General features: G+C 29.1%; 22 protein-coding genes. 9 read left to right on the top strand and 13 right to left on the bottom strand.

What is annotated here, in order from left to right; translation table 11 throughout:
- Positions 1–5 precede the first annotated feature (5 nt).
- The 8 genes from FIA58_RS01795 to FIA58_RS01760 form a co-directional block, all read right to left on the bottom strand.
- The gene (locus tag FIA58_RS01795; protein ID WP_140959410.1) at positions 6–1,496 is read right to left on the bottom strand and encodes an ArnT family glycosyltransferase; all 1,491 of its coding nucleotides are present in this window, start codon (positions 1,494–1,496) and stop codon (positions 6–8) included.
- Between the two features lie 23 nt (positions 1,497–1,519).
- Positions 1,520–1,888, bottom strand: a complete 369-nt coding sequence (locus tag FIA58_RS01790) for a 2TM domain-containing protein (RefSeq protein ID WP_140959408.1) — start codon at positions 1,886–1,888, stop codon at positions 1,520–1,522.
- A gap of 1 nt (position 1,889) precedes the next feature.
- Entirely contained in the window at positions 1,890–2,195 is a 306-nt protein-coding gene (locus FIA58_RS01785; RefSeq protein WP_140959406.1) for a 2TM domain-containing protein, read from the bottom strand.
- Between the two features lie 9 nt (positions 2,196–2,204).
- Complete coding sequence (locus FIA58_RS01780) at positions 2,205–2,510, bottom strand: 2TM domain-containing protein (protein WP_140959404.1); 306 nt, start codon at positions 2,508–2,510, stop codon at positions 2,205–2,207.
- Position 2,511: 1 nt separating this feature from the next.
- On the bottom strand, positions 2,512–2,835 hold the full coding sequence (locus FIA58_RS01775) for a 2TM domain-containing protein (protein ID WP_243754622.1): 324 nt from the start codon (positions 2,833–2,835) through the stop codon (positions 2,512–2,514).
- Between the two features lie 2 nt (positions 2,836–2,837).
- The gene (locus FIA58_RS01770; RefSeq protein WP_140959400.1) at positions 2,838–4,172 is read right to left on the bottom strand and encodes a 2TM domain-containing protein; all 1,335 of its coding nucleotides are present in this window, start codon (positions 4,170–4,172) and stop codon (positions 2,838–2,840) included.
- Positions 4,173–4,184: 12 nt separating this feature from the next.
- Entirely contained in the window at positions 4,185–4,811 is a 627-nt protein-coding gene (locus FIA58_RS01765; protein WP_140959398.1) for a hypothetical protein, read from the bottom strand.
- Positions 4,812–5,269: 458 nt separating this feature from the next.
- Positions 5,270–7,423, bottom strand: coding sequence for a TonB-dependent receptor (locus tag FIA58_RS01760; protein ID WP_140959396.1), 2,154 nt, complete (start codon positions 7,421–7,423; stop codon positions 5,270–5,272).
- A 139-nt stretch (positions 7,424–7,562) separates the two neighbouring features.
- On the opposite strand from FIA58_RS01760, the gene FIA58_RS01755 reads away from it, so the two are divergent.
- From FIA58_RS01755 to FIA58_RS01740, 4 genes are all read left to right on the top strand, one after another.
- Positions 7,563–8,477: a glutaminase gene (locus FIA58_RS01755; protein WP_140959394.1), complete on the top strand. Its 915-nt coding sequence runs from the start codon at positions 7,563–7,565 to the stop codon at positions 8,475–8,477.
- Positions 8,478–8,561: 84 nt separating this feature from the next.
- Positions 8,562–9,092, top strand: coding sequence for a plasmid pRiA4b ORF-3 family protein (locus FIA58_RS01750; RefSeq protein WP_140959392.1), 531 nt, complete (start codon positions 8,562–8,564; stop codon positions 9,090–9,092).
- 94 nt (positions 9,093–9,186) lie between these two features.
- Complete coding sequence (locus FIA58_RS01745; protein ID WP_140959390.1) at positions 9,187–10,245, top strand: nucleoid-associated protein; 1,059 nt, start codon at positions 9,187–9,189, stop codon at positions 10,243–10,245.
- A 142-nt stretch (positions 10,246–10,387) separates the two neighbouring features.
- On the top strand, positions 10,388–10,816 hold the full coding sequence (locus tag FIA58_RS01740) for a PH domain-containing protein (RefSeq protein WP_140959388.1): 429 nt from the start codon (positions 10,388–10,390) through the stop codon (positions 10,814–10,816).
- A gap of 56 nt (positions 10,817–10,872) precedes the next feature.
- Here FIA58_RS01740 and glyA read toward each other — a convergent pair whose 3' ends face one another.
- Positions 10,873–12,147: a serine hydroxymethyltransferase gene (gene glyA, locus FIA58_RS01735; RefSeq protein ID WP_140959386.1), complete on the bottom strand. Its 1,275-nt coding sequence runs from the start codon at positions 12,145–12,147 to the stop codon at positions 10,873–10,875.
- Positions 12,148–12,257: 110 nt separating this feature from the next.
- Here glyA and fahA point away from each other — a divergent pair, with 110 nt between their 5' ends.
- Complete coding sequence (gene fahA / locus FIA58_RS01730) at positions 12,258–13,541, top strand: fumarylacetoacetase (protein WP_140959384.1); 1,284 nt, start codon at positions 12,258–12,260, stop codon at positions 13,539–13,541.
- Between the two features lie 162 nt (positions 13,542–13,703).
- Entirely contained in the window at positions 13,704–14,885 is a 1,182-nt protein-coding gene (locus FIA58_RS01725; RefSeq protein ID WP_140959382.1) for a hypothetical protein, read from the top strand.
- A gap of 6 nt (positions 14,886–14,891) precedes the next feature.
- Here FIA58_RS01725 and FIA58_RS01720 read toward each other — a convergent pair whose 3' ends face one another.
- The 3 genes from FIA58_RS01720 to FIA58_RS01710 all read right to left on the bottom strand — a co-directional run bounded on the left by FIA58_RS01720 (position 14,892) and on the right by FIA58_RS01710 (position 17,463).
- Positions 14,892–16,046 (bottom strand): lactonase family protein, encoded by a 1,155-nt coding sequence (locus FIA58_RS01720; RefSeq protein ID WP_140959379.1) that lies wholly within the window; start codon positions 16,044–16,046, stop codon positions 14,892–14,894.
- Positions 16,046–16,444 carry a bacillithiol system redox-active protein YtxJ gene (gene ytxJ, locus FIA58_RS01715; RefSeq protein ID WP_140959377.1) on the bottom strand — a complete coding sequence of 133 codons (399 nt, stop codon included), beginning with the start codon at positions 16,442–16,444 and terminating at the stop codon, positions 16,046–16,048. Before ytxJ ends, FIA58_RS01720 begins: the two co-directional genes overlap by 1 nt.
- A gap of 95 nt (positions 16,445–16,539) precedes the next feature.
- Complete coding sequence (locus FIA58_RS01710) at positions 16,540–17,463, bottom strand: archaemetzincin (protein ID WP_165928829.1); 924 nt, start codon at positions 17,461–17,463, stop codon at positions 16,540–16,542.
- 177 nt (positions 17,464–17,640) lie between these two features.
- Between FIA58_RS01710 and clpB the strand changes: the two genes are divergently transcribed.
- Together clpB and FIA58_RS01700 are read left to right on the top strand one after the other, a co-directional pair.
- Complete coding sequence (clpB, locus tag FIA58_RS01705; RefSeq protein WP_140959373.1) at positions 17,641–20,229, top strand: ATP-dependent chaperone ClpB; 2,589 nt, start codon at positions 17,641–17,643, stop codon at positions 20,227–20,229.
- Between the two features lie 329 nt (positions 20,230–20,558).
- Complete coding sequence (locus FIA58_RS01700) at positions 20,559–21,017, top strand: helix-turn-helix domain-containing protein (protein ID WP_140959371.1); 459 nt, start codon at positions 20,559–20,561, stop codon at positions 21,015–21,017.
- A 150-nt stretch (positions 21,018–21,167) separates the two neighbouring features.
- Here the strand turns inward: FIA58_RS01700 and FIA58_RS01695 are convergent, their stop codons facing one another.
- Positions 21,168–21,482 carry an HPF/RaiA family ribosome-associated protein gene (locus FIA58_RS01695; protein WP_140959369.1) on the bottom strand — a complete coding sequence of 105 codons (315 nt, stop codon included), beginning with the start codon at positions 21,480–21,482 and terminating at the stop codon, positions 21,168–21,170.
- Positions 21,483–21,685: 203 nt separating this feature from the next.
- On the opposite strand from FIA58_RS01695, the gene FIA58_RS01690 reads away from it, so the two are divergent.
- A complete protein-coding gene (locus FIA58_RS01690) occupies positions 21,686–22,273 on the top strand; it encodes an alpha-ketoglutarate-dependent dioxygenase AlkB (RefSeq protein WP_140959367.1) in 588 nt (195 codons plus the stop codon).
- Positions 22,274–22,395 lie beyond the last annotated feature (122 nt).

Below are 22,395 nucleotides of genomic sequence, written 5' to 3'. Positions count from 1 at the left end.
TAATTTTAATCGAAAACATGACTCTCAAATGAAGGCCAAATCTTCTTTAATTTAATTTTTGTTTTTTTACAAAGATAAATAGGAATGTTATTTTCCTCTTCAATTGCATATTTATGGTGTATAATTTTTATTAACTGATATTCTTCAAACACTTTTTCAATTATTTCTTTTTCAATTCCAAGTGTGATGGTTATTTCTCCAGATGTGGTTCCTGTTCCCCATAACCAAAAACTTCCATGACTACAAACAGGTTTTGGTAAATTGTACTTTTCTCCTAAAACAGTTAAAGCACCTGCTTCACCATAATTTTCAGCTAAAATAATACATTCCTTCTTTTCTTTATCTGATAGTGTTTGATAAACACTGTCAATAATTTTAACCTGTTCTTCCCAACCAAACATGTCTGCATAATCACCAGTTAAAATATACCTTCCTTCACTATTTGGTTTAATTTTTTTAAAATCTACATATTTTTCGATAGGTAAAACAGGAATAGCTTCTGGTATAAAATAAACAGAAATCAAAACTAAAAAACTAACTAAAGAATAAAAAACTACATTTTTAGTTAAAAGCATTTTTTCTACTTTATAAGCTCCAAAAGCAAAAACAACTGGATAAATCGCATAAAAATAGTATGTTTTGGATTTTAAAATCCACATAGCAAAAAACACAACTAAAAAAGTAATTCCTATTGCTTTATACTTCTTAATTTCTACATCAAAGAAGATAGTAATTAAACCTATTATTGCAATTATAAAGGTAAAAGGAGAATGTAATTGATCTAAAATAAAATCAAAAGTTCCAATTTCATCTAATTGCTTTTCATTTAATTTCTGAAAATGTTTTAAAACAGGAAAATGATGTTGCATTTGCCAAATTAAATTGGGTAAAACCATACAAAAAGAAATAAATCCAGTACTATATAGCCATTTATTCTTTATTATTTTTCCTTTTTGTGTTACCAGTAATCCAATCAAAATGGCCACTATTAAAATAACTATGGTATACTTATTTAGAAATCCTATAGCTAAACTGATTCCCAAAAGCAGTAAATATTTATGAGCTTCTGTTTTTAAAAATCGAACTAAATAATAAAAACTTAAGGTCCAGAACAACTGATCAAAAGCAACAGGTTGAAAAAGTAAATGATTTCTATAAAAAGGTATAAAAACTAAAATCAAAACTCCTGATAATAGAACTGCTTTCTTTCTTCCTCCAATTTCAATTGCTATTAAACAAGTTAAAATCAAAATAGTAATACCTGCAAGAGTTGGAAACAAACGCATTCCAAATAAAGAATACCCAAATAAAAAATGGGACAACTTTCCAGCCAAAGCAATAAATGGTGGAAATTCAAAATAACCCCAATCTAAATGTTCGCTAACTGATAGATGCAATAATTCATCTCTATGGAAACCATAATTTTGATTTCCAATAAAATGAATTATTAATTTAACTACAGATAGTGCAAGAATTAGAGATAATATTTTTTTCATTTTAAATTAAAATCGATTACAATTTATTCCCATTTCTCTTTTTTTTCTTTCTCCATTAGCTCTCTAATTTTACGTTCTTCCCAATTACTTCCTAAAATCATTCCTGGCAGAAAAACGGATAAACCATGTGCTAACAAACCAATTCCCCAGAAAAAAAGAGTGAAGAAATTATGAATTTGAAAATAACTTTCGCCTTCTTTTAAACCTTGAACATTAACAATAATTATCATAATATTAATTACAATATAAACCAAGGCATGTGTATAAAAACCTTTAATTCGCTTTACTCTTTTTAAAGCTTCTTGATATTTAATCTCATCTGGATTTGAAGAAGTAAAATCGGCACCTCCTCTTCTATCCATTCTTCTTTGTATTCTATCCTCTATACTCATTTTATTCCATTTTATTATTTTGATATTCTTCTTCTGCCATAAATTGTTTTACCTTTCTTTCTTCCCATTCTTTACCAAAAAAAGGAAGTGAATAAAAAACGACTATCCCATGAAATACTAAACCTACTCCCCAAATTAGAAGTTGCCAGTAAAACCAATAATCAAACCAAAAATCATTAGGGTAAGTAACCAAGTTAACTACGTATAAAACTAAATTGATTACTATAAATGACACTAAATGCCCATAAAACCCTTTAATTCGTTCTACTCTTTTCTTCGCCTTATAATAGTTTAAATCTTCTTTCATATTTTCCTTTTATTTATACTTATTTACTTCATTTTTCTCTTCTTCCATAAACTGTTTAATCTTTTTTTCTTCCCAATTTTTATTTAAAAAAGGAAAAAAATTAAAAACACTCATTGCCTGAAGGAAAACACCCAATCCCCAACCTAACATAGGATAAAAAAACCATAAATGATTAGGTGAATAGCTCAAGTTAATAAAAGCTAAAACGGAAATAACTACTATGTAACTTATTAAGTTTCCATAAAATCCTTTTATTTCTTTTACTTTTTTTTGCGCTTTTTGATAACGCTCATAATCATTACTATACTTTTCCATTTTATTCCCAATTTTGTTTGTTAGTTTTTTCTTTCTCTAAAATCTCTTTAATTTTTTGGTCTTCCCAATTTTTACTAAGTATATTTTGGCTAAGAAACAATCTAATTCCTTGTACTACAATTATAAAAGTCCAACACCACATAAAGAATTCATTAATAAACTTTATAGGCCAAAAGTTTAAAGGAGCTCCCAAATAAGCCTTAGAAACATAAACTATAACTCCAATTACAAAAATGAATAAATGCGTATAAAACTTTTTAATTTTTTGAACTTTCTCTCTTGCTATTTCTTCCATCAATTCTTTTGAATTCGTATCATTTTCCATCCTTACTTCCATTTTGATTGTTCTCTATTTTCCTTTTCTAGTATCTCTTGAATTTTCTTTTCTTCCCAAGATTTACCGTAACCAAACGTTTCCAAAGCATGAAACGTAACTCCTAATCCCCAACCCAACATAGGAAACCAAAACCATTGGAAACTTGACGTATTTAAATTAATAATTATCAAAATAGGAATAACACAACAATAAGAAATAAGATTGCCATAAAAACCTTTTAATTTTTCTACTCTTTCTTTAGCTCGAGCATAAGCCATATTTTCTGAATATATATTTTTTGATTCCATAATTGTAATTTGTTTGGTTAAAATAGGTAAGAAAACTTTAAAATGCTTTTCATTTTCTTCCACTAATACATTTCTTTTTGTTAGTATCGCATAGCGATTTACAATGTTTTGTAAACCCACTCCTTTTCTACTTTGCAATACTTCTTTCTTTTGAAAATTGTTACTTATTGTTAATTGATTTTCTTCAATTGCAATTTTTATATGTAATGGTTTTGATTCACTCACCACATTGTGTTTGATGCAATTCTCTAATAATAATTGAAGTGATAACGGAACTACTTTTGCTTCTTCATTACCAAATTTTTCAGGCAATTCAAATGTAATACTGTTTTCAAATCTCATTTTTAGAAGATTCATATAGGTTTTTGCAAATTGTAATTCTTCATCTACAGAAACTAATTCTTTATCTCTTTGTTCCAACACATATCTGTAAATTTTAGATAATGAAGTCGTGAATTTTTGAGCATTTTCTGGATTTTCTTCAATTAAAGAGCTTAACACATTTAAACTATTGAATAAAAAGTGAGGATCCAATTGATTTTTCAAACTCTCAAACTTAGCTGAAGCTGTTCCTGCAATTATCTTTTGTTCTTTCAGTTTATTTTCTTGATAAGCCTTATAGAAATATACCAAATGAATTAAAAGGGTAACTATAACGGTTATAATCATAGCTACTAAATAGTTTGATGGGCTTTCAGTTTTAAAAAATTGATCTAAAGGTTTACTTTCAAAAACTACATCTTCTAACATTCGCAGTAAAAAAATAACAAAACCAGAGATGGCAAATGAAGCTAAAAAACCAACTACTAATCGCTTTAAATGAAACCTGTTTTTTTCAAAATGTTTATCTAATTGAATAAAAATAATAGCATTAGCCATATACAAAACAACAGCATAAAGCATAGTATATAAAAAATTCCATTTGATGCTTTCAAAATTGGGTAAGCTTTGGTTTAAAACTAAATTAATTACTTGTAAGACAATAAAAATAATTAGTCCTATTAACAATGCTTTTTTAATTTCTCTTAGATAATTCATTCTAAATATTTATTATTTTTTACATTTCTCCAACTCCTGTTGTGCTCTTTCTAAACCCCAAGTTGGATGAAATGGTGTTTCCGGTTTAAAGTTAGCAAAAAGTTCTATAGATTTTTCTATTTGAGCACACATTGGCTTGGTATCTTGACCAAAATAAGAAGCCATTCCAATTTCATAAGAAGCTTTTTGAAACACAACTCTTGGATTCTCTGGAGCAATTTGATACGCTTTATTGTAAATATACATTACATCACCAGATAACTTTTGACCATTAGTCATAGGATCATAAACTATCCAACCTGTATGAATCATAGCTTGCATAACTAATACTTCTGGATTATCTAAAGCAATTTTGTTCATCTTGTCTTGTGCTTTTTGTGCTTCCTCTAAAAGTGTTTTTACTTTTGCTTTATCATTCATATAACGAAAAGATTGTGTGGTGTTGATTAAGGCTATGTAATAATTAGGCAACCAATTTTGTTCGTCTACAGAGGCTATCCTTTCAAATAGAGCAATCGCTTCTGTTGGTTTATCATTTTGCCATAAGGTTAAAGCTTCTTGCATTCCTTTTTCATATTGTGCTTGAGCTGTTACTACTGAAATTACGAAGATTGCGATAAATGTGATAATTCGTGTCATAATGTTTAAATTTTAAATTGTTATTTGTTATATGTTCTAAGTTGTATGTTGTTTCAATTTTCTTTACTCTTTTTTCTTTCTTCTTTACTCTTTCTTCCTTTTTGATAGAACAAATTTCGGTTAGTTAGCTTTCTAATAAAATTGATTATTACCGAACTGTCGTTTTTTGAGGATCAATTGTTTTTAGTACCTAGTATTTAGTCCTTAGTCCTTAGTTATTAGCAACCTTAGAGATTCATTTAACTTCTAATTATTCACTAATAGCTCTTATTTAATACCTTTTTGCAACATTTTATAAGCTTTTAGTATTCATATATTTACTTTAAGTAATACTTTATTTACTTAAAGTAATATATTATATACTTTTAGTTAATTAATAGATGCTTTAAGTTTGTTTATAATAGCTTTTTACTAATCCCTAAGGACTAAATACTAGGAACTAGTTTCTAATCACTCTTCTACAAATTATCTAAATTATTAGTCTTATTATTATCGCTAATGGTCCAAAAGAAACCAACAAAGAAGAATTGATTAGCAGGTTGTGTAATAGCTTGTCTTTGAAACTGACCGTTTATGTTTGCAGTATTAGCATATTGGTAACCAAAAATATTATTGGCATTTAAAACATTGGTAACCGAAAAGAATAAAATCTTTTGTTGCGAAAGTAAATAGGCCCAACTCAAACTTAAATTATTGAATGATTTGGTTTTTTCATTCATAAATTCAGCAATATTTGGATTATTATAAGGTCTTCCAGAATTGAAAGAATATGTAGCACTAATTTGTGATTTTAATTTATCAGACCAATACTTAGTCACTACTGAAAAATTATGATTAGCAATAAAATTTGGAGTAACTTCCTTATTATAATTTTTATAATCTCTTTCCGAATCAATAAAAGAGTAAGAAACCCAATAATCTAAGTTTTTAACCGTTTTATTGTCTCTCCAAAACAAATCGATTCCTTTTGCATAACCATAACCCGTATTCGTATAGTTACTATTGAAATTAGGTTGATTGTCGTCATATTTTACTAAATCATCATAGTTTTTAAAATAAGCTTCAGCTCGCAACATTCTGCCTTCTTTATTGTACATGTAATTAAAAATATAATGTTGGGTTTTCTCATAATCTAAATTGGAATTATATTTCAAATAATCTGCATTAGCGGTTTGATTGAAATTACCATAAGCCAAAGAGAACTGACTGTTTTGAGCAATTTTATAAGCAAAAGAAACTCTAGGCTCTATCGTAAATTGATCAATTATTGAAGCATTTGAAGAACGTAAACCTACATTCATTGCCGTTTTCTTAGAAAAGAATATTTCCGCTTCAGAATAAATAGCCGTCATATTATTTTGATAGCCATAATCAAATCGGTTGGTTTGAAAAGCGGTATAATTTTCATCAAAATTAGTATGAAAAAAATCACCACCTACATTCAACTTAATTCTACTAGTAATCGTTTGACGAAATTTCAATTTATAATGCAACGCTCTTTCATTATTTTGAAGTAAATCGTTTTGAATACCTATTTTATTTTGGCCATAGCCAAATCCGAAACCAGTTTGCAATTGTAAATTATCATTTAAGTACCCTTTGTAGCTTGTATTCAAATAAAAATTCTTGTTTTGAATGTCAATGTTCCTCTTTTCAGCAAAATTCACATCTTTTTGATTGATATCGAAAGTAGTATAATCAAAAGCACCATATACTTTTAAAAGTCCGTTTTTAAATTTTCTTCTGTACACACTTTCCCCTGAATACGATTGAACAGGTTTGTTCCAATCTATTTTTTGAGGAACTAATAACTGATAAGGAGCTAAATTGATATAACTAGCATTAAATGTTAACGAACTTTTCTCCCATTTTTGTGTTTTTCCCAAACCAGCACCAACTGACATTACAGAAATATCGGTCTGACTTTGATCGGGTTCATTGATGGTATTTAATAACAATACACTAGATAAAGCATTTCCGAATTCTGCACTGTAACCACCAGTTGAAAACGTTACTCCATCAAACAAAAAAGGAGAAAACCTACTTCTAGTTGGTAGGTTATTAGCTGTTGCTCCATAAGGTTGTGCTACACGAATTCCATCAACAAAGGTTTGGGTTTCATCACTTTCGCCTCCACGAACAAAAAGCCTTCCACTCTCTCCTACTGTTTGTGTTCCTGGTAATGTTTCTAAAGCTCCAATAATATTTCCCACAGAACCAGCAGTAGTTACAATGTCTAGCGGTTTTAAAGCAGTTGTTTTACTATTATCACCCGCTTTAAAAGTTCCAGCAGAAACCACAACAGCGTCTAACGTATTTATATTTTCTTTTAAAGTATAAGTCTTTTTCTTATAATTTTCAATGCTAATTTTCGAAGTAATCGTTTCATAAGACATAAAACTTATTTGCAAAATTTGTTCCCCTTTTGCAGTAGTTTCAAACTTAAAAACTCCTTTTTCATCAGAAATGGCTCCATCATAAGTGCCTTTGATAAAAATATTAGCTCCATAAATAGGTTGGCCAAATTCATCTTGAATTGTTCCAGTAATTTGAATTTGCGAATAACTTAAAGTGGTTAGTAATGCTATTAAAATTGTAAAAAATACTTTCATGTCTTAACTATTTATTGTTTTTGATGAAGCAAAGTTGCATTAGAAAAAAAAAGAATTCAATTTATGATGACCGAACTGTAATTTTTAGCAACTGAATTGTAGCTTGTAACATTTTAGTACATTTACCAAAATTTACAAAATGGAGTACCAAAGTATCATCAACTCAATATATAAAGAAGTATCTCTTTTAGAGAATAAAGGAACAATAGCAGATTATATTCCTGAATTACAAAAAATTAATACTGATAAATTTGGAATTGCTTTAATTGATAATTTCCAAAACAGGTACTCAATTGGAAATGCAACAGAGCAGTTTTCAATTCAAAGTATTTCAAAAGTCATTACAACTTCTATTATTTTTTCAAAAATGGGAAATGATTTGTGGCAACGAGTAGGCTTTGAACCTTCTGGAAATGCTTTTAATTCATTGGTTCAATTAGAATACGAAAATGGAATTCCTAGAAATCCTTTTATTAATGCTGGAGCTTTAGTAATTGCTGACTTAATGGTTTCTCATTTTGAAAATCCAAAAGAATATTTTCTAAGTTTTATGAAAGAATTATCAGAAAATGAAAACATAGAATATAATGAAACTGTAGCTCAATCTGAAAAAGAAAATGGATATAGAAATGCAGCTTTAGTAAATTATATAAAATCATTTCATAACATACAAAATCATCCAGATGACGTTTTAGATTTTTATTTCCACCAATGTTCCATTGAAATGAGTTGTTTAGATTTAGCCAAAGTATTCCAAGTTTTTTCAAATAATGGCATAGTTCCAAAAACAAAATTTAAATTTCTTACAACTAGTCAATGCAAACGAATGAATGCTTTGATGCAAATGTGTGGTTTTTATGATCAAGCAGGTGAATTTACATTTAAAGTAGGTTTACCTGGAAAAAGTGGAGTTGGTGGTGGTGTTGTAGCCATTTATCCAAATCATTACACCGTAGCAGTTTGGAGTCCGAAACTAAATAAAAAAGGCAACTCCTACTATGGATTAGAAACTTTAGAACGTTTAACTACAATTACCGAAGCTTCAATATTTTAGACAAAATATTATTAACAATCCGAATTTGATAAATCAATAATGGTAAATAATCCTTACTTTTGCCTTTCCTAAAATTTCAAGATTATGATTTATAAATTCCGAGCGATACTCGATGCAGAAGAAGATATTTTTAGAGATATTGCTATAGAAAAAGAAGCAACCTTAGAAGATTTACACAATGCCTTAGTGAATGCATTTGGATTTGATGGTACTGAAATGGCCTCTTTTTATACCTGTGATGAAACCTGGAATCAAGAAGATGAAATTCCTTTATTTGATACTGGTGATATACCTGGAGAAATGAGAATTATGAATAATTTCATATTAGAAGATAATTTAGATAAGTACCAAACTAAAATTATCTATGTATATGATTTCTTTAATATGTGGACTTTTTTAGTTGAACTAGCGGCAATTGAAGAAAAAGTAGAAGGTGAAACTTATCCATCTCTTTTATTCTCTCATGGTCAACTTCCATTGGATGCTCCTGATAAGACTTTTGAAGCAGAAGACTTTGGTGCTGAATTTAATGACGACTATGATGAAGATGATTTAGACGCTTTTGACGGTGATGATAGCTTTGAAGATTTTGGTTTTGAAGAGAATTGGAATTAAATAACTAGTCAATATGAAAATGTGTCAATGTACCTATTGTACATTTCTCATAAACATAAAATTGACACATTAATAATTGACACATTAAAAGAAAATGATAAACTTATTCAACACGCACATAGAAAACCTTTCCATTCATAGAGTGGGAAATAAAAGTAGAAGTGAAAATACGTTTTTATCGGAAAGTCCATATGGGCTGAATGATGAAATAATGCCTTTATTAAAAGAATATTTTTTTAAAGCTTTTCGCGAAAAAGAAGAAAACTACTATCAATTTGCTCACGAAGTAGATTTAGAATACAATGAAATGTATAAATTAGCTTCAGAAGTTTTTGATAATCCAAGTGAAATACATACAGTTTCAAAAAAAATAACCCTACATCTTTTTGAGCAATCTAATCACCCACATATTAAAAATGGTGAAGTATATGTAACTTATTTTACTAATGTTTCGATTGATAATAATGTAGTCGATGCTATTGGCGTTTTCAAAAGTGAAATTCAAACCGATTTCTTGCAATTTGAAGAAAAAGGAAGTAATCTTGAAATGATTTTACAACAAGGTATCAACTTGAATAAATTAGATAAAGGATGTATCATCTTCAATTATAAAAAAGAAGAAGGATACAAAATTCTTACAGTGGATAGTAATCGTTATGATGCCAGATATTGGTTGGAACATTTCTTATCAGTAGATGTATTTCAAGATGAAAATTTCATTACTAAAAAATATTTAAAATTCTGTCAGGATTTTGCCAAAGATGTAGTTTTACCTGCTGAAGACAAACAACAAGAGGTATTGTTTATGAACAGAGCCGTGAATCATTTTGCTAAGAATGATGAGTTTGAAGAAACTGCATTCTTAAACGAAGTAATGCAAAATCCTGAATTTATTCCTGAATTTAAAAATTACAAAGTAGATAAAGGAGCTAAATATAGTATTGAAGACGTTTCTAATTTTCCAATTGCGAATGCTGCGGTTACTGATGCTAGAAAGAAAATGAAAAATACAATTCAATTGGATACTAATATTCAAATAAAATTAGATTTCATTAACCCTGAAAGTGCTGAGAAATTTGTAGAAAAAGGTTGGGACGAAGAAAAACAAATGTACTATTATTTAGTGTATTTCAATAAAGAACAAAAAAGCTAGATTTTAATAATTTATTATATATAGAATCTTCAATTAGTAATAGTTGAAGATTTTTTTATTTTCAAAAAACTAAAAATACCATTTGAATTTTAAATTATAAACTATTAATTTTACTACATATATTCAATAAAAGCTAATTTCAATGCAATTTAAAAGTAAAAAAGATACTTTATTTAGTAGTATTATTTTTGGAACCAATTTATTACTTATTAGTATTATTATTTGGAAATTAATTCAAGGAAAACTTACAATTGATGACTATATTCCTATTTTTATTATTACAGTAGTAGTAAGTTTACTCTTTTGGATATATTTTGGAACTAATTATGAATTAAAAAATAAAACACTGATTTATAAATCTGGACCAATAAAAGGAAAGATAGAGATTGAAAGTATCCATGAAATTATTAAAAATAGAACGTTATGGGTTGGATTCAAAACTGCAACTGCAAGAAATGGATTGATTATAAAGTATAATAAATATGATGAAATGTATATAAGCCCTAAATCTAACAACCAATTTATTGATAGCATAAAAGAGTTAAATCACACCATCAAAATAACTGAATAACAAAAAAGTCCGATAAAATATCGGACTTTTCTATTATTTTAAAGAAGCTATAACTTTTAAAAAACAAACATGGCTCTTTCACCCATTAAATCATTCACTTCTTCTGCTACTTGTTCTAGAATAGTTTCATCAGTATGGTTTGTAATTACTTTATCAATTAAAGCAACTATTGTTTCCATATCTTCTTCTACTAAACCACGAGTAGTAATAGCAGGAGTTCCAACTCTTATTCCAGAAGTAACAAATGGAGATTTGTCATCAAAAGGAACCATATTTTTATTTACCGTTATTTCAGCTTTTACTAATGCGTTTTCAGCCTCTTTACCGGTAATATTTTTATTTCTCAAATCGATCAACATCATATGATTGTCAGTTCCTCCAGAAATTAAATGATACCCTCTTTTTACAAAAGCAACAGCCATAGCTTGTGCATTTTTTTGTACTTGCATCGTATATCTAAAGAATTCATCTGTAAGTGCCTCACCAAATGCCACAGCTTTAGCTGCTATGATATGCATTAAAGGACCACCTTGATTCCCAGGAAAAACAGCCATATCTAAAATATGAGACATCATTCTTACATCTCCTTTTGGAGTTGTTAATCCCCAAGGGTTCTCAAAATCTTTACCCATCATTATCATTCCTCCTCTTGGACCTCTCAATGTTTTGTGAGTGGTTGTAGTTACAATATGACAATGTGGAATTGGATCATTTAATAAACCTTTTGCAATTAAACCTGCAGGATGAGAAATATCTGCTAAAAGTAACGCTCCAACACTATCTGCTATTTTACGAAAACGCTCAAAATCCATGTCTCTTGAATATGCAGATGCACCTGCAATAATCATTTTTGGTTTTTCAGCAGTAGCAATTTCTTGAATTTTATCATAATCTAATCGACCAGTTTCTTTATCAACCCCATAGAAAACAGGATTATATAATCTACCAGAAAAATTAACAGGAGATCCGTGCGTTAAGTGTCCTCCATGAGATAAATCAAAACCTAATATTTTATCACCTGGTTTTAGGCAGGCAAAAAACACAGCTGTATTTGCTTGTGAACCAGAATGCGGTTGTACGTTTACATATTCCGCACCAAATAATTCTTTGGCTCTATCAATAGCAATTTGTTCTACTATATCTACTACTTCACAGCCACCATAATAACGCTTTCCAGGATAACCCTCTGCATATTTATTAGTTAATACAGAACCAGCTGCTTCCATCACTTGATCACTTACAAAGTTTTCAGAAGCAATTAATTCAATTCCGTGAATTTGTCTGTCTTGTTCATCTAGAATAAGATCAAAAATTTGTTCGTCGCGTTGCATTTCTTAGTAATTCGTTAAAATTTATTCAAAATTACAAAAAAGGTTTGTTAAATTAGCAGTAAAGTTTATATTTGGTGTATAATTTTTCAACAAAAAACTAACAAAATATTATGCCAAATATAGCAAACGATCCTACTAGAAAATCTTGGATAAATGTTCCAGAAAATAGTGATTTCCCTATTCAAAATATTCCTTTCGGTGTTTTCATAACAAAAGAAGATGTAATTACAATTGGTACTCGAATTGGAAATTCTGCAATTGATATGGGTGCGTTACAACAATTAGGGTATTTTGAAGGAATAGATCTTACAGATGACATGTTCATGCAAGATACTTTAAATGACTTCATTTCGGACGGAAAAAAAACATGGAGATTAGTTCGCAATAGATTAGTCGAAATTTTTGATTCAGAAAACTCAAAATTAAGGGACAATAAAAAGCATAAAGATGTAGTCATATTTGATGTCAAAGATATTGAAATGTTACTACCTGTTCAAATAGGTGATTATACAGATTTTTATAGCTCTAAAGAGCATGCTACTAATGTAGGAAAAATGTTTCGTGACCCAGAAAATGCTCTGTTACCAAACTGGCTTCATATTCCTGTAGGTTACCATGGAAGAAGCTCTACAATTGTCCCAAGTGGAGTATCTGTTAGACGTCCAAACGGACAAACATTACCAGCGGATGCTAAAGAACCTGTATTTGGGCCTTCTAAATTAGTAGATTTTGAATTAGAAACTGCTTTTATAACTACTGATGCAAATTTAATGGGAGAACCTATTCCAGTTGATCAAGCCGAAGAGTACATTTTCGGAATGGTTTTATTTAACGATTGGAGTGCAAGAGATATTCAAAAATGGGAGTATGTTCCACTTGGACCATTCTTAGCTAAAAACTTTGCCTCATCAATTTCTCCTTGGATCGTTACTATGGATGCTTTAGAAGCTTTTAGAGTTACTGGTCCTGAGCAGTCTCCTACTCCACTACCTTATTTACAACAATCAGGAGAAAATGCATTCGATATTAACCTTCAAGTTGCCATTAAACCTGAAAACAGTGAAGAAACTGTGGTTTCAAATTCAAATTTCAAATACATGTATTGGTCTATGTCTCAACAATTAGCACATCATACTATTAACGGTTGCAGAATAAATTCTGGAGACATGATGGGAAGTGGAACAATATCTGGATCAACACCAGATTCGTTTGGCTCTATGCTAGAATTAACTTGGGGTGGTAAAAATCCTATTATTTTGAGTGATGGAAGCGAACGTAAATTCATTAATGACAATGATACCGTAATAATAAGAGGTTATTGTCAAAATGATGAAATAAGAATAGGTTTTGGTGAATGTGCTAGTAAATTATTACCAGCAATAGAAATTAAGTAGTCAAAAATATATCTTAAAAACTCTAAAAATAATTTTAGAGTTTTTTTTTAGTCCAAAAATAGAAATGGCATCTTTTTTGTCTTATATAAAAAAACAAAAAAGATATAACATATAGCAAGTTTCAACTTCTAAAAATTTTATCTTTGCCTAAATGATTTATTTATGAGAAAAATTACTTTTATTATTTTATCACTTGTAGTTGTTAGTTGTGGTGTTAAACAAACACAATCCATGCTTAGTAATGGCAACTATGACGGTGCTATTGAAAATGCAGTTAATTCACTAAGAACTAATAAAAATGCAAAAGGAAAACAAGATTATGTATATTTATTAGAAGAATCTTTTGCTAAAGCTAAAGCTAGAGATGAATCCAATTTAAATTTATTAATTAAAGAAAATAATCCTGCTAATTACGAAAGAATTTTTAAACTATATACTCAATTAAGAAATCGTCAAGAAAGAATTAGACCATTACTTCCTCTTCCTTTATTAAAAGAAGGAAGAAATGCTATATTTCCAATGGATGATTATTCAGATGAAATTATTAGTAGTAAAAATAATTTATCAGGATACTTGTATGCTAATGCGAAAAAATTAATGACTTCGAAAAATAAAATGGATTTTCGTCAAGCTTTTGATGATTTGAGGTATTTAGATCAATTAAACCCAAATTATAAGGATGTTAGATCCTTAATGGATGAAGCACAATTAAAAGGTACTGACTTTGTTCATGTTTATACAAAAAATGAAACTAATATGGTTATTCCAGCTCGTTTACAGGATGATTTATTAGATTTTAGTACTTATGGAATTAATGACAAATGGACTGTTTACCATAATAATCGTCAGAAAAGCATTAATTATGATTACGGAATGATTGTTAATTTTAGAAATATTGCAATTTCTCCAGAACAAGTAAAAGAAAAGCAATTTATTAAAGAAAAACAGATAAAAGATGGTACAAAAACTCTTTTAGATAACAATGGGAATATAGTAAAAGATAGCCTTGGAAAACCTATCAAAGTAGATAACTTTAAAACAATTTCTGTAAGTGTTTACGAGTTTACTCAATTTAAATCTTGCCAAGTTACTGCAAAAATTGATTATATAGACTTTAAAAGTAATCAACTAATTGATGCCTTTCCTGTAACTAGTGAATTTATATTTGATTATATTTACGCTAATTATAATGGTGACAAACGTGCTTGTGAAGAAAATTACTACCAATATTTCGATAGAAGAGCTGTTCCATTTCCAAGTAATGAACAAATGGTATATGATACAGGTGAAGATTTGAAAGCTAAACTGAAAGCTATTATTAGCAATAATAAGTTTAGAAGATAAACACTTCTAAAACTGGTAAAAATACACAGGTTTATTAATTATAATTTCACTTGACGTTTTAGTTAATAAACCTGTTCTTTTATCTCTTTTATAAACTACTATTGTATTTGATTCTTGATTTGCTACTAAAATAAAATCTTCTTCTTTTGAAAGAGTAAAATTTCTTGGTTTCAAACCTGTTTTAATCGTTTGTATTTTTTCAATAGTAGCCTTACTATTTAATTTAAAAACAACTATTTGATTATCTTCTCCCCTAACTGATACATATAAAAATTTATTATCTTTACTTAATTTTAATTCAGCTGCAGAACCTAGTCTATTTTTTGAATCTGTTAATCCTAAAACTTCTTTCAAAACTAAAGAATTACCTTTGTAATCAAAAACACCAACTTCATTGGTTAATTCAAAAACGACATAAGCTGTTTTTCCGTTTATACTAAAAAGAATATGTCTTGGTCCAGAACCAGCAGGTACTTTTACAGAAATTGTATTTTCAGATAAAAGTTTAAATGAATCATTTTCTTCAGTATATGGAATAATATCAACTGTATCCTTACCTAAATCTGTTACAAATACTGTTGAATCTTTAGGATGAAAAACGACACAATGTACATGTGCTTTTTCTTGTCTTTCTTTGGTTACACTACTCCCTTCATGTTGAATCAATTGAGGAGTATCTAGAATCTCTCCTTTTTCATTAATTGGAAAAACACTCAAATTTCCACCAGAGTAATTTCCCACTAAAATAGCTTTTTCATTTGGACTAAAAGCAAGTGTACATGGGTCATTGCCCAATGTGTTAACTGTACTTACCTTTATAAATGAATCATCTTTTTTTGAATAAAAAAATGATGTTAATAGACCTCCTTTTTCACCCTGAATCTCACCAACAGTTACTACAATTGTTTTTTCCTTATTAGATATGACAAAAGAAGGGTTTTGCAAACTATCAATAACTTGATCCAATTTTAATTCCTGATTAGCAGGTGTAAAAGAAACTAAATTTATTCCTTGAGAAAGTGAATCCGTGTAAGTTCCAACTAAATATCTTTCTTTTAAAGTTTGCACTTCTTCTATTACACTTTCTTCTACTTTCTCTTCTGTTTTTTTGCATGACAGACATGCTACAAAAAGACAAACAAATAGGCTTAAATACTTCATTACACAAACTGTTTTAAATCAGAAAAATCAATACTATCATGAGAAGTATTAAAAACTGCTTTTCCATTTCTAACCACAATAATTTGTGGAGACTGATGTTCTATACTGTAACGTCTAGCTATTTCATTTGATACATCTCTATAATTTAACAAGTCTAATAAATACCAATTCATCTGTTCTTCTGAAAAATCATATTCTGCATCAAAACGTTTTAATACAAAACGACTAATGCTGCATCTTGTACTATGTTTAAAAAGAACAACTGATTTTTCATACGAAATAGCATCAATAGTTTCAAATTCTTCTATACCTGTCAACGTATAAAATTTAGGCTTTACATAAGACTCCTCTGCTTTTTCATTCTCTGAACTACCAAATATTTTGTTTAAAAAACTCATCTTTACTATATTTTTTACAAAGTTACTAAAATAGTAACTGCTACAAATTAACAATTATACATTTTAAAAAAAATAAAACTCTATGAATATTAAACTTATCTTGCAATAATCTCTCTTTGTTTACCCAAAATTATTGCATCGTCTTCTAAATGATGTTCATTCATAAAATGAATTAGACTATCCATTCGTTCCAAATTATCAAAATTAAGGTTCCAAGACAATTTAGTCAAACATTCAGAACAAAGTGAATTAGGACGAGAATCAGCTTCTTCCAAATTATTTGCGCCATTCATTAAACAAACTGCGCTAATACAATGAGACACAGAAAACATATGACTAATCTCATGAGTTGAAGTCCTAATAATGCGTTTCAAACATAAAGAATAGTTTTTTTCGTTTAAATTTTCATTGGAATATCTAAAAATAGATGAAACTCCTGTTCGTCTTTGATAACTAGCCAGTCCAAACACGTAATTCCATTTTGGATGTGGATACAAATCTTTAGCTGTTAAAGCCATGATTACAATTCCATCCTTTGGCATTTTCTTAGGTAAAAGAGAATGAATAATATAAGTTGCATCTAATTGTTCATTACCAAAATGTATTCTTTTCTTTGTTTTTGGTATATTTTTCTCAGAAATAGGTTTCAACTGAACTGTTTTTAGACCAAAAAATAATTGTATATATTTAGTATTCCAATCTATAATTTTCTTTTCCCAAACCGTAAAAGAACCTATTGGTTGGATGTATATTATATTTTTATTTTGTAATGGAGAAACTAATTTTTCATTCTTAAAATATTGATCAAATGATTGTCCATTTTCATCGTGAGTACTTAACCAATCTCCTGGTTTTATATCAGGTAAAGGATCATCTAAAAGAGCTAATTCTAGATAATTTGGTAATTTGAAATCCACTTTTGTTGATTTAACCTTATGCTCTTTCTTTTTATTTCTTTGTGGTTCTTCCTTACAGAAAAACAAGGTAAAAATCATAAGAACAAACAATAATCTCTTCATAAATTTATAATTTAAATTTAATACATTATCAATAAAACAAGTCATTTTGACCGCTTATTCGTTTTAAATTAGTAAAAAACGACAAAAAACAAGTCATTTTGACACAAAAAAAGTATTGGAACATAAATTGAATAGTAACAGTCAAACACTAACAATAAGATAAAACAAAATAAAAATATGAACTTTAATAATTATACAATCAAGTCACAAGAAGCCATACAAAAAGCGCAACAAATAGCGCAAAGCTTTGGACACCAACAAATAGAAAACGAACACATTTTCAAAGGTATTTTAGAAGCAGATGAAAATGTAACTCCTTTCTTATTAAAGAAGTTAAATATAAACGTTGATTTATTTAAAAAAGTATTAGATAGTACTATACAAAGTTTCTCAAAAGTATCTGGTGGAGATATTTTATTATCAAGAGAAGCAAATAGTGCTTTAAATGAAGCATCTATTATTGCCAAAAAGATGAATGATGAATTCGTTTCTATTGAGCATTTAGTCTTGGCCATTTTTAAATCAAAAAGTAAGGTCGCTCAAATTCTCAAAGATCAAGGAGTTACTGAAAAAGGTTTAGAAAGCGCAATTATAGAACTTAGAAAAGGGGAAAGAGTAACTTCTGCTTCAGCAGAGGAAACTTATAATGCCTTAAATAAATATGCAAAAAATCTTTGCGAATTGGCCAAAAATGGAAAATTAGATCCTGTCATTGGACGTGATGAAGAAATTCGTAGAGTCTTGCAAATTTTAACACGTAGAACTAAAAACAATCCAATGCTTATTGGTGAACCAGGTGTTGGTAAAACTGCAATTGCAGAAGGTTTAGCGCATCGAATTATTGATGGTGATGTTCCTGAAAATCTAAAATATAAAATCATCTATTCTTTAGATATGGGAGCACTTATTGCTGGAGCAAAATACAAAGGAGAGTTTGAAGAAAGACTTAAATCTGTGGTGAAAGAGGTAACTTCTGCAGAAGGTGATATTGTTCTTTTTATAGACGAAATTCATACACTCGTTGGTGCTGGAGGTGGTGAAGGTGCAATGGATGCCGCTAATATTTTAAAACCAGCTTTAGCTCGTGGAGAACTGAGAGCTATTGGTGCAACCACTTTAGATGAATACCAAAAATACTTTGAAAAAGACAAAGCGTTGGAAAGACGTTTTCAAAAAGTAAATGTAGATGAACCTGATACAGAAAGTGCTATTTCAATTCTTAGAGGAATTAAAGAAAAATATGAAACACATCACAAAGTACGTATTAAAGACGATGCTATTATTGCTGCTGTAGAACTATCACAACGTTATATTACCAATCGTTTCCTTCCAGATAAAGCCATAGATTTAATGGATGAAGCTGCTTCTAAATTAAGAATGGAAATCAATTCAAAACCAGAAGAATTAGATGTTTTGGATCGAAAAATAATGCAATTAGAAATCGAAATTGAAGCTATTAAACGAGAGAATGATGAAACCAAACTAAAAGGATTAGGTTTAGAGTTAGCTAATGTAAAGGAAGACAGAAATGAAATTTATGCCAAATGGAAATCTGAAAAAGAGGTCGTAGATAACATTCAAAATATAAAACAAGAGATTGAAGATTATAAGGGAGAAGCTGAACGAGCTGAACGAGATGGAGATTATGGAAAAGTAGCCGAAATTAGATATGGAAAAATTAAAGATGCGCATGAAAAACTAGATGCATTACAAATTAAATTAGAAGAAAATCAGTCAGAAACTTCCTTAATTAAAGAAGAAGTTACCAGTGAGGATATCGCTGAAGTTGTTGCTAAATGGACCGGAATTCCAGTAACAAAAATGCTACAAAGTGATCGAGAAAAATTATTAAAATTAGAAGACGAACTACACAAACGTGTTGTAGGACAAGAGGAAGCTATTGAAGCAATTTCTGATGCTGTTCGTAGAAGTCGGGCTGGTTTACAAGATATGAAAAAACCTTTGGGATCTTTCTTATTCCTTGGTACAACTGGTGTAGGTAAAACCGAATTAGCAAAAGCGTTAGCCGAATATCTTTTCGATGATGAAAATGCCATAACTCGTATCGATATGAGTGAATATCAAGAACGTCATAGTGTAAGTCGTTTAGTGGGTGCTCCTCCTGGATATGTTGGATATGATGAAGGTGGACAATTGACAGAGGCAGTGAGAAGAAGACCTTATTCTGTAGTTTTATTAGATGAAATAGAGAAAGCACATCCAGATACTTTTAATATTTTATTACAAGTCTTAGATGAAGGTCGTCTAACTGATAACAAAGGACGCTTAGCTGATTTTAAAAATACGATTATTATTATGACCTCAAATATGGGTAGTCATATTATTCAAGAAAAATTTGACAATCTAAAAGGCAATATTGAAGCTACAACCGAAACAGCCAAAATGGAAGTTTTAGGGTTATTAAAACAGACTGTTCGTCCAGAATTTATAAATCGTATTGATGAAATTGTAATGTTTACACCTTTAACACAAGAAAACATTCGTCAAATTGTGGGATTACAATTAAAAGGAGTATCCAAAATGTTAGCTCATCAAAATATTACTATGGATGCAACTCCAGAAGCTATAGATTATTTAGCAGTAAAAGGATATGATACAGAATTTGGTGCAAGACCTGTAAAAAGAGTCATCCAAAGAGAAGTATTAAACCAATTATCAAAAGAAATACTTTCTGGTGAAATCACAACTGATAGCATTATTTTATTAGATAGTTTTGATGGAAAATTAGTTTTTAGGAATAAATAATAGAGGTAGATACAGAAATTTACTGCTTTAATTACTTTAAAAACAGATAAAAAATTCAACTCCCAAAGTTGAAATTGATTTTTTTTTAGTTGGTTAATTTGGTTGAAAACACCTTGCATTTTTAAGAGAATGTGAGGTGTTTTTATGCTTTTGAAATATCACTAATTAATGTCCAAAAACGATGTGATCTTTTTTTATATATTTGATAAACAACTAAAAGCAATTAGAAAACCCTTATAATTCAACAAATGACCGTTAGGTGACACCTAAATGTCGTTACAAAGTAAACAGACCGTCCATAGCTTTGTATCAATAAATAAAACATCATTATGGAAACACAAACAATATCAAAAAAATTAATTTATCAAAGAAAATTAAAAGGGTATTCACAAGAGGAACTTTCAGAAAAAACACAAGTAACAGTTAGAACTATACAAAGAATTGAAAAAGGAGATGTTACACCACATCTTCAAACTATTAAACTTTTAGCTACCGCTTTACATATTGAAGTTGAAGATTTAATTCCTTTGGAAGATCCAAAAGAAGAAAATATGCAAACAAAATGGCTTCTTTTACTTCATGGCACACCCATTCTAAGACTAGTTTTACCCTTATGCAATATTTTATTTCCATTATTTTTATGGATTCATAAGCGAGAAGACAATAAAATATATAATGCTCATGGAAGAAAAGTAATCAACTTTCAAATAACAATAACACTACTTTATATAACCTCATTTATGGCGCTACTAACTATTGAAAGTTGGGGATTCTCTTCATTATTTTAGTTATTCCCTTTATAGTATAACAATCTTTGGTAACTATGTCCATATGAATGGGAAAATTACATTCCGTATAATGAACAGTAATATACTAAAGTTCAAAACAAAAGCCCGAATTTATAAATAAATTCGGGCTTTTGTTTTAATTTGTAAGCTCTATACTTCTCTCATTTTTTCTAAAGTAGTCATCATTACTTTTTTGGCCTTATTAAGCGCACCGTGAAAAGCTTTTTCAAGAGTTTCTGCATGCTCTGTTACAGCTAATGGCTCTTTTTTTGCAATTCTAACTTCAATAAGGCACCTCTTGTCATTTTTGCCAAATTTCTCACTGTTTTCATCTCCGAAATGAACTTCAACTCTAGTAATTTTATCATCAAAACGAGCCAATTCTTTCTCTATTTCTGAAGTATAAAAATCAACTAATCGTTTATTTCCATCTATGTTTTTGTCTGTATTAATTTGAATTTGCATAAAAATATATTGTTTTAATTGTTTCTTTAAAATTACTATTATTTACTATCGTTTCAAAGAACTTTAATAAAAGTTTAGTAAAAGTTGTCCTTTTAAGATGCAATTAATATTTTTACTTTTTTTACCTAGTAATTTAAATAATTAAACAATCCAATTTTCTTCACTTTCTTTATTAAAAAATACCTAACTAATTCTTTACTAAATTGAAACTACCTTTAAACTGCATTGTTGAATATATAGATGATTTTTTGAATCCAACAGACGCTATAGCACTTTATGATACTTTAATAAACAATTATAATATTGATAAATCTCAGCTTATAATTGAAGCAGGTGGTAAAACAATTGCAACAGATAGCTTTAAAATACTATTCGCTACTGAAAGGCTTATAGATTTAAATAGTCATCCCGAAAATATTCATGGCAAAGTTTACGTTTGGTCAGGAATCATGAAAAAACTTAAAATGCAAGTTGAAGCATTATTAAATAAGGAATTTGAATTAGCAATGTGCATTTATTATCCAAACGGAGAATATTTTGCTCCATATCATTTTGACCAACAAACATCTGGCTATAAAACTATTTTACCTTCAATCAGTCTTGGTGAAGTTCGTGAGTTTTCCTTCAAAGAAAATGAAACAGGAGAGGTTTATTCTTTAGATTTAGCCAATGGTAGTTTGTTAATTATGAAAGATTATACCCAAGAACGCTATATGCATACTTTAACAAAGAATTCTAAGTATCAAAATGGACGAATTAACATTACTTTTCGAGAACCCAATTTTCAATAAACATTATGATTCTATAATTATTCATTTAAAAACAGGTATTTCTACCTATAAATAGTTCAATCTTAATAATTAATTTTGAAAAATAATATATAGAATATGCGTTTTTTAGAAAAATATAGATT

It is taken from the genome of Flavobacterium jejuense (assembly GCF_006491595.2).
Taxonomy (GTDB): Bacteria; Bacteroidota; Bacteroidia; order Flavobacteriales; family Flavobacteriaceae; genus Flavobacterium; species Flavobacterium jejuense.
This window is presented reverse-complemented; position numbering and strand designations above follow the sequence as displayed.

Excerpts from the sequence above, each read along its gene's own strand:
- FIA58_RS01790 (WP_140959408.1), bottom strand. The coding sequence starts at position 1,888 with ATGAGTATAGAGGATAGAATACAAAGAAGAATGGATAGAAGAGGAGGT.
- glyA (WP_140959386.1), bottom strand. The coding sequence starts at position 12,147 with ATGCAACGCGACGAACAAATTTTTGATCTTATTCTAGATGAACAAGAC.
- FIA58_RS01720 (WP_140959379.1), bottom strand. The coding sequence starts at position 16,046 with ATGAAGTATTTAAGCCTATTTGTTTGTCTTTTTGTAGCATGTCTGTCA.
- FIA58_RS01740 (WP_140959388.1), top strand. The coding sequence starts at position 10,388 with ATGCAATTTAAAAGTAAAAAAGATACTTTATTTAGTAGTATTATTTTT.
- FIA58_RS01775 (WP_243754622.1), bottom strand. The coding sequence starts at position 2,835 with ATGGAAAATGATACGAATTCAAAAGAATTGATGGAAGAAATAGCAAGA.
- FIA58_RS01750 (WP_140959392.1), top strand. The coding sequence starts at position 8,562 with ATGATTTATAAATTCCGAGCGATACTCGATGCAGAAGAAGATATTTTT.
- FIA58_RS01710 (WP_165928829.1), bottom strand. The coding sequence starts at position 17,463 with ATGAAGAGATTATTGTTTGTTCTTATGATTTTTACCTTGTTTTTCTGT.
- FIA58_RS01765 (WP_140959398.1), bottom strand. The coding sequence starts at position 4,811 with ATGACACGAATTATCACATTTATCGCAATCTTCGTAATTTCAGTAGTA.
- fahA (WP_140959384.1), top strand. The coding sequence starts at position 12,258 with ATGCCAAATATAGCAAACGATCCTACTAGAAAATCTTGGATAAATGTT.
- FIA58_RS01785 (WP_140959406.1), bottom strand. The coding sequence starts at position 2,195 with ATGAAAGAAGATTTAAACTATTATAAGGCGAAGAAAAGAGTAGAACGA.
- FIA58_RS01760 (WP_140959396.1), bottom strand. The coding sequence starts at position 7,423 with ATGAAAGTATTTTTTACAATTTTAATAGCATTACTAACCACTTTAAGT.
- FIA58_RS01725 (WP_140959382.1), top strand. The coding sequence starts at position 13,704 with ATGAGAAAAATTACTTTTATTATTTTATCACTTGTAGTTGTTAGTTGT.
- FIA58_RS01780 (WP_140959404.1), bottom strand. The coding sequence starts at position 2,510 with ATGGAAAAGTATAGTAATGATTATGAGCGTTATCAAAAAGCGCAAAAA.
- clpB (WP_140959373.1), top strand. The coding sequence starts at position 17,641 with ATGAACTTTAATAATTATACAATCAAGTCACAAGAAGCCATACAAAAA.
- ytxJ (WP_140959377.1), bottom strand. The coding sequence starts at position 16,444 with ATGAGTTTTTTAAACAAAATATTTGGTAGTTCAGAGAATGAAAAAGCA.
- FIA58_RS01755 (WP_140959394.1), top strand. The coding sequence starts at position 7,563 with ATGGAGTACCAAAGTATCATCAACTCAATATATAAAGAAGTATCTCTT.
- FIA58_RS01695 (WP_140959369.1), bottom strand. The coding sequence starts at position 21,482 with ATGCAAATTCAAATTAATACAGACAAAAACATAGATGGAAATAAACGA.
- FIA58_RS01745 (WP_140959390.1), top strand. The coding sequence starts at position 9,187 with ATGATAAACTTATTCAACACGCACATAGAAAACCTTTCCATTCATAGA.
- FIA58_RS01795 (WP_140959410.1), bottom strand. The coding sequence starts at position 1,496 with ATGAAAAAAATATTATCTCTAATTCTTGCACTATCTGTAGTTAAATTA.
- FIA58_RS01770 (WP_140959400.1), bottom strand. The coding sequence starts at position 4,172 with ATGAATTATCTAAGAGAAATTAAAAAAGCATTGTTAATAGGACTAATT.
- FIA58_RS01700 (WP_140959371.1), top strand. The coding sequence starts at position 20,559 with ATGGAAACACAAACAATATCAAAAAAATTAATTTATCAAAGAAAATTA.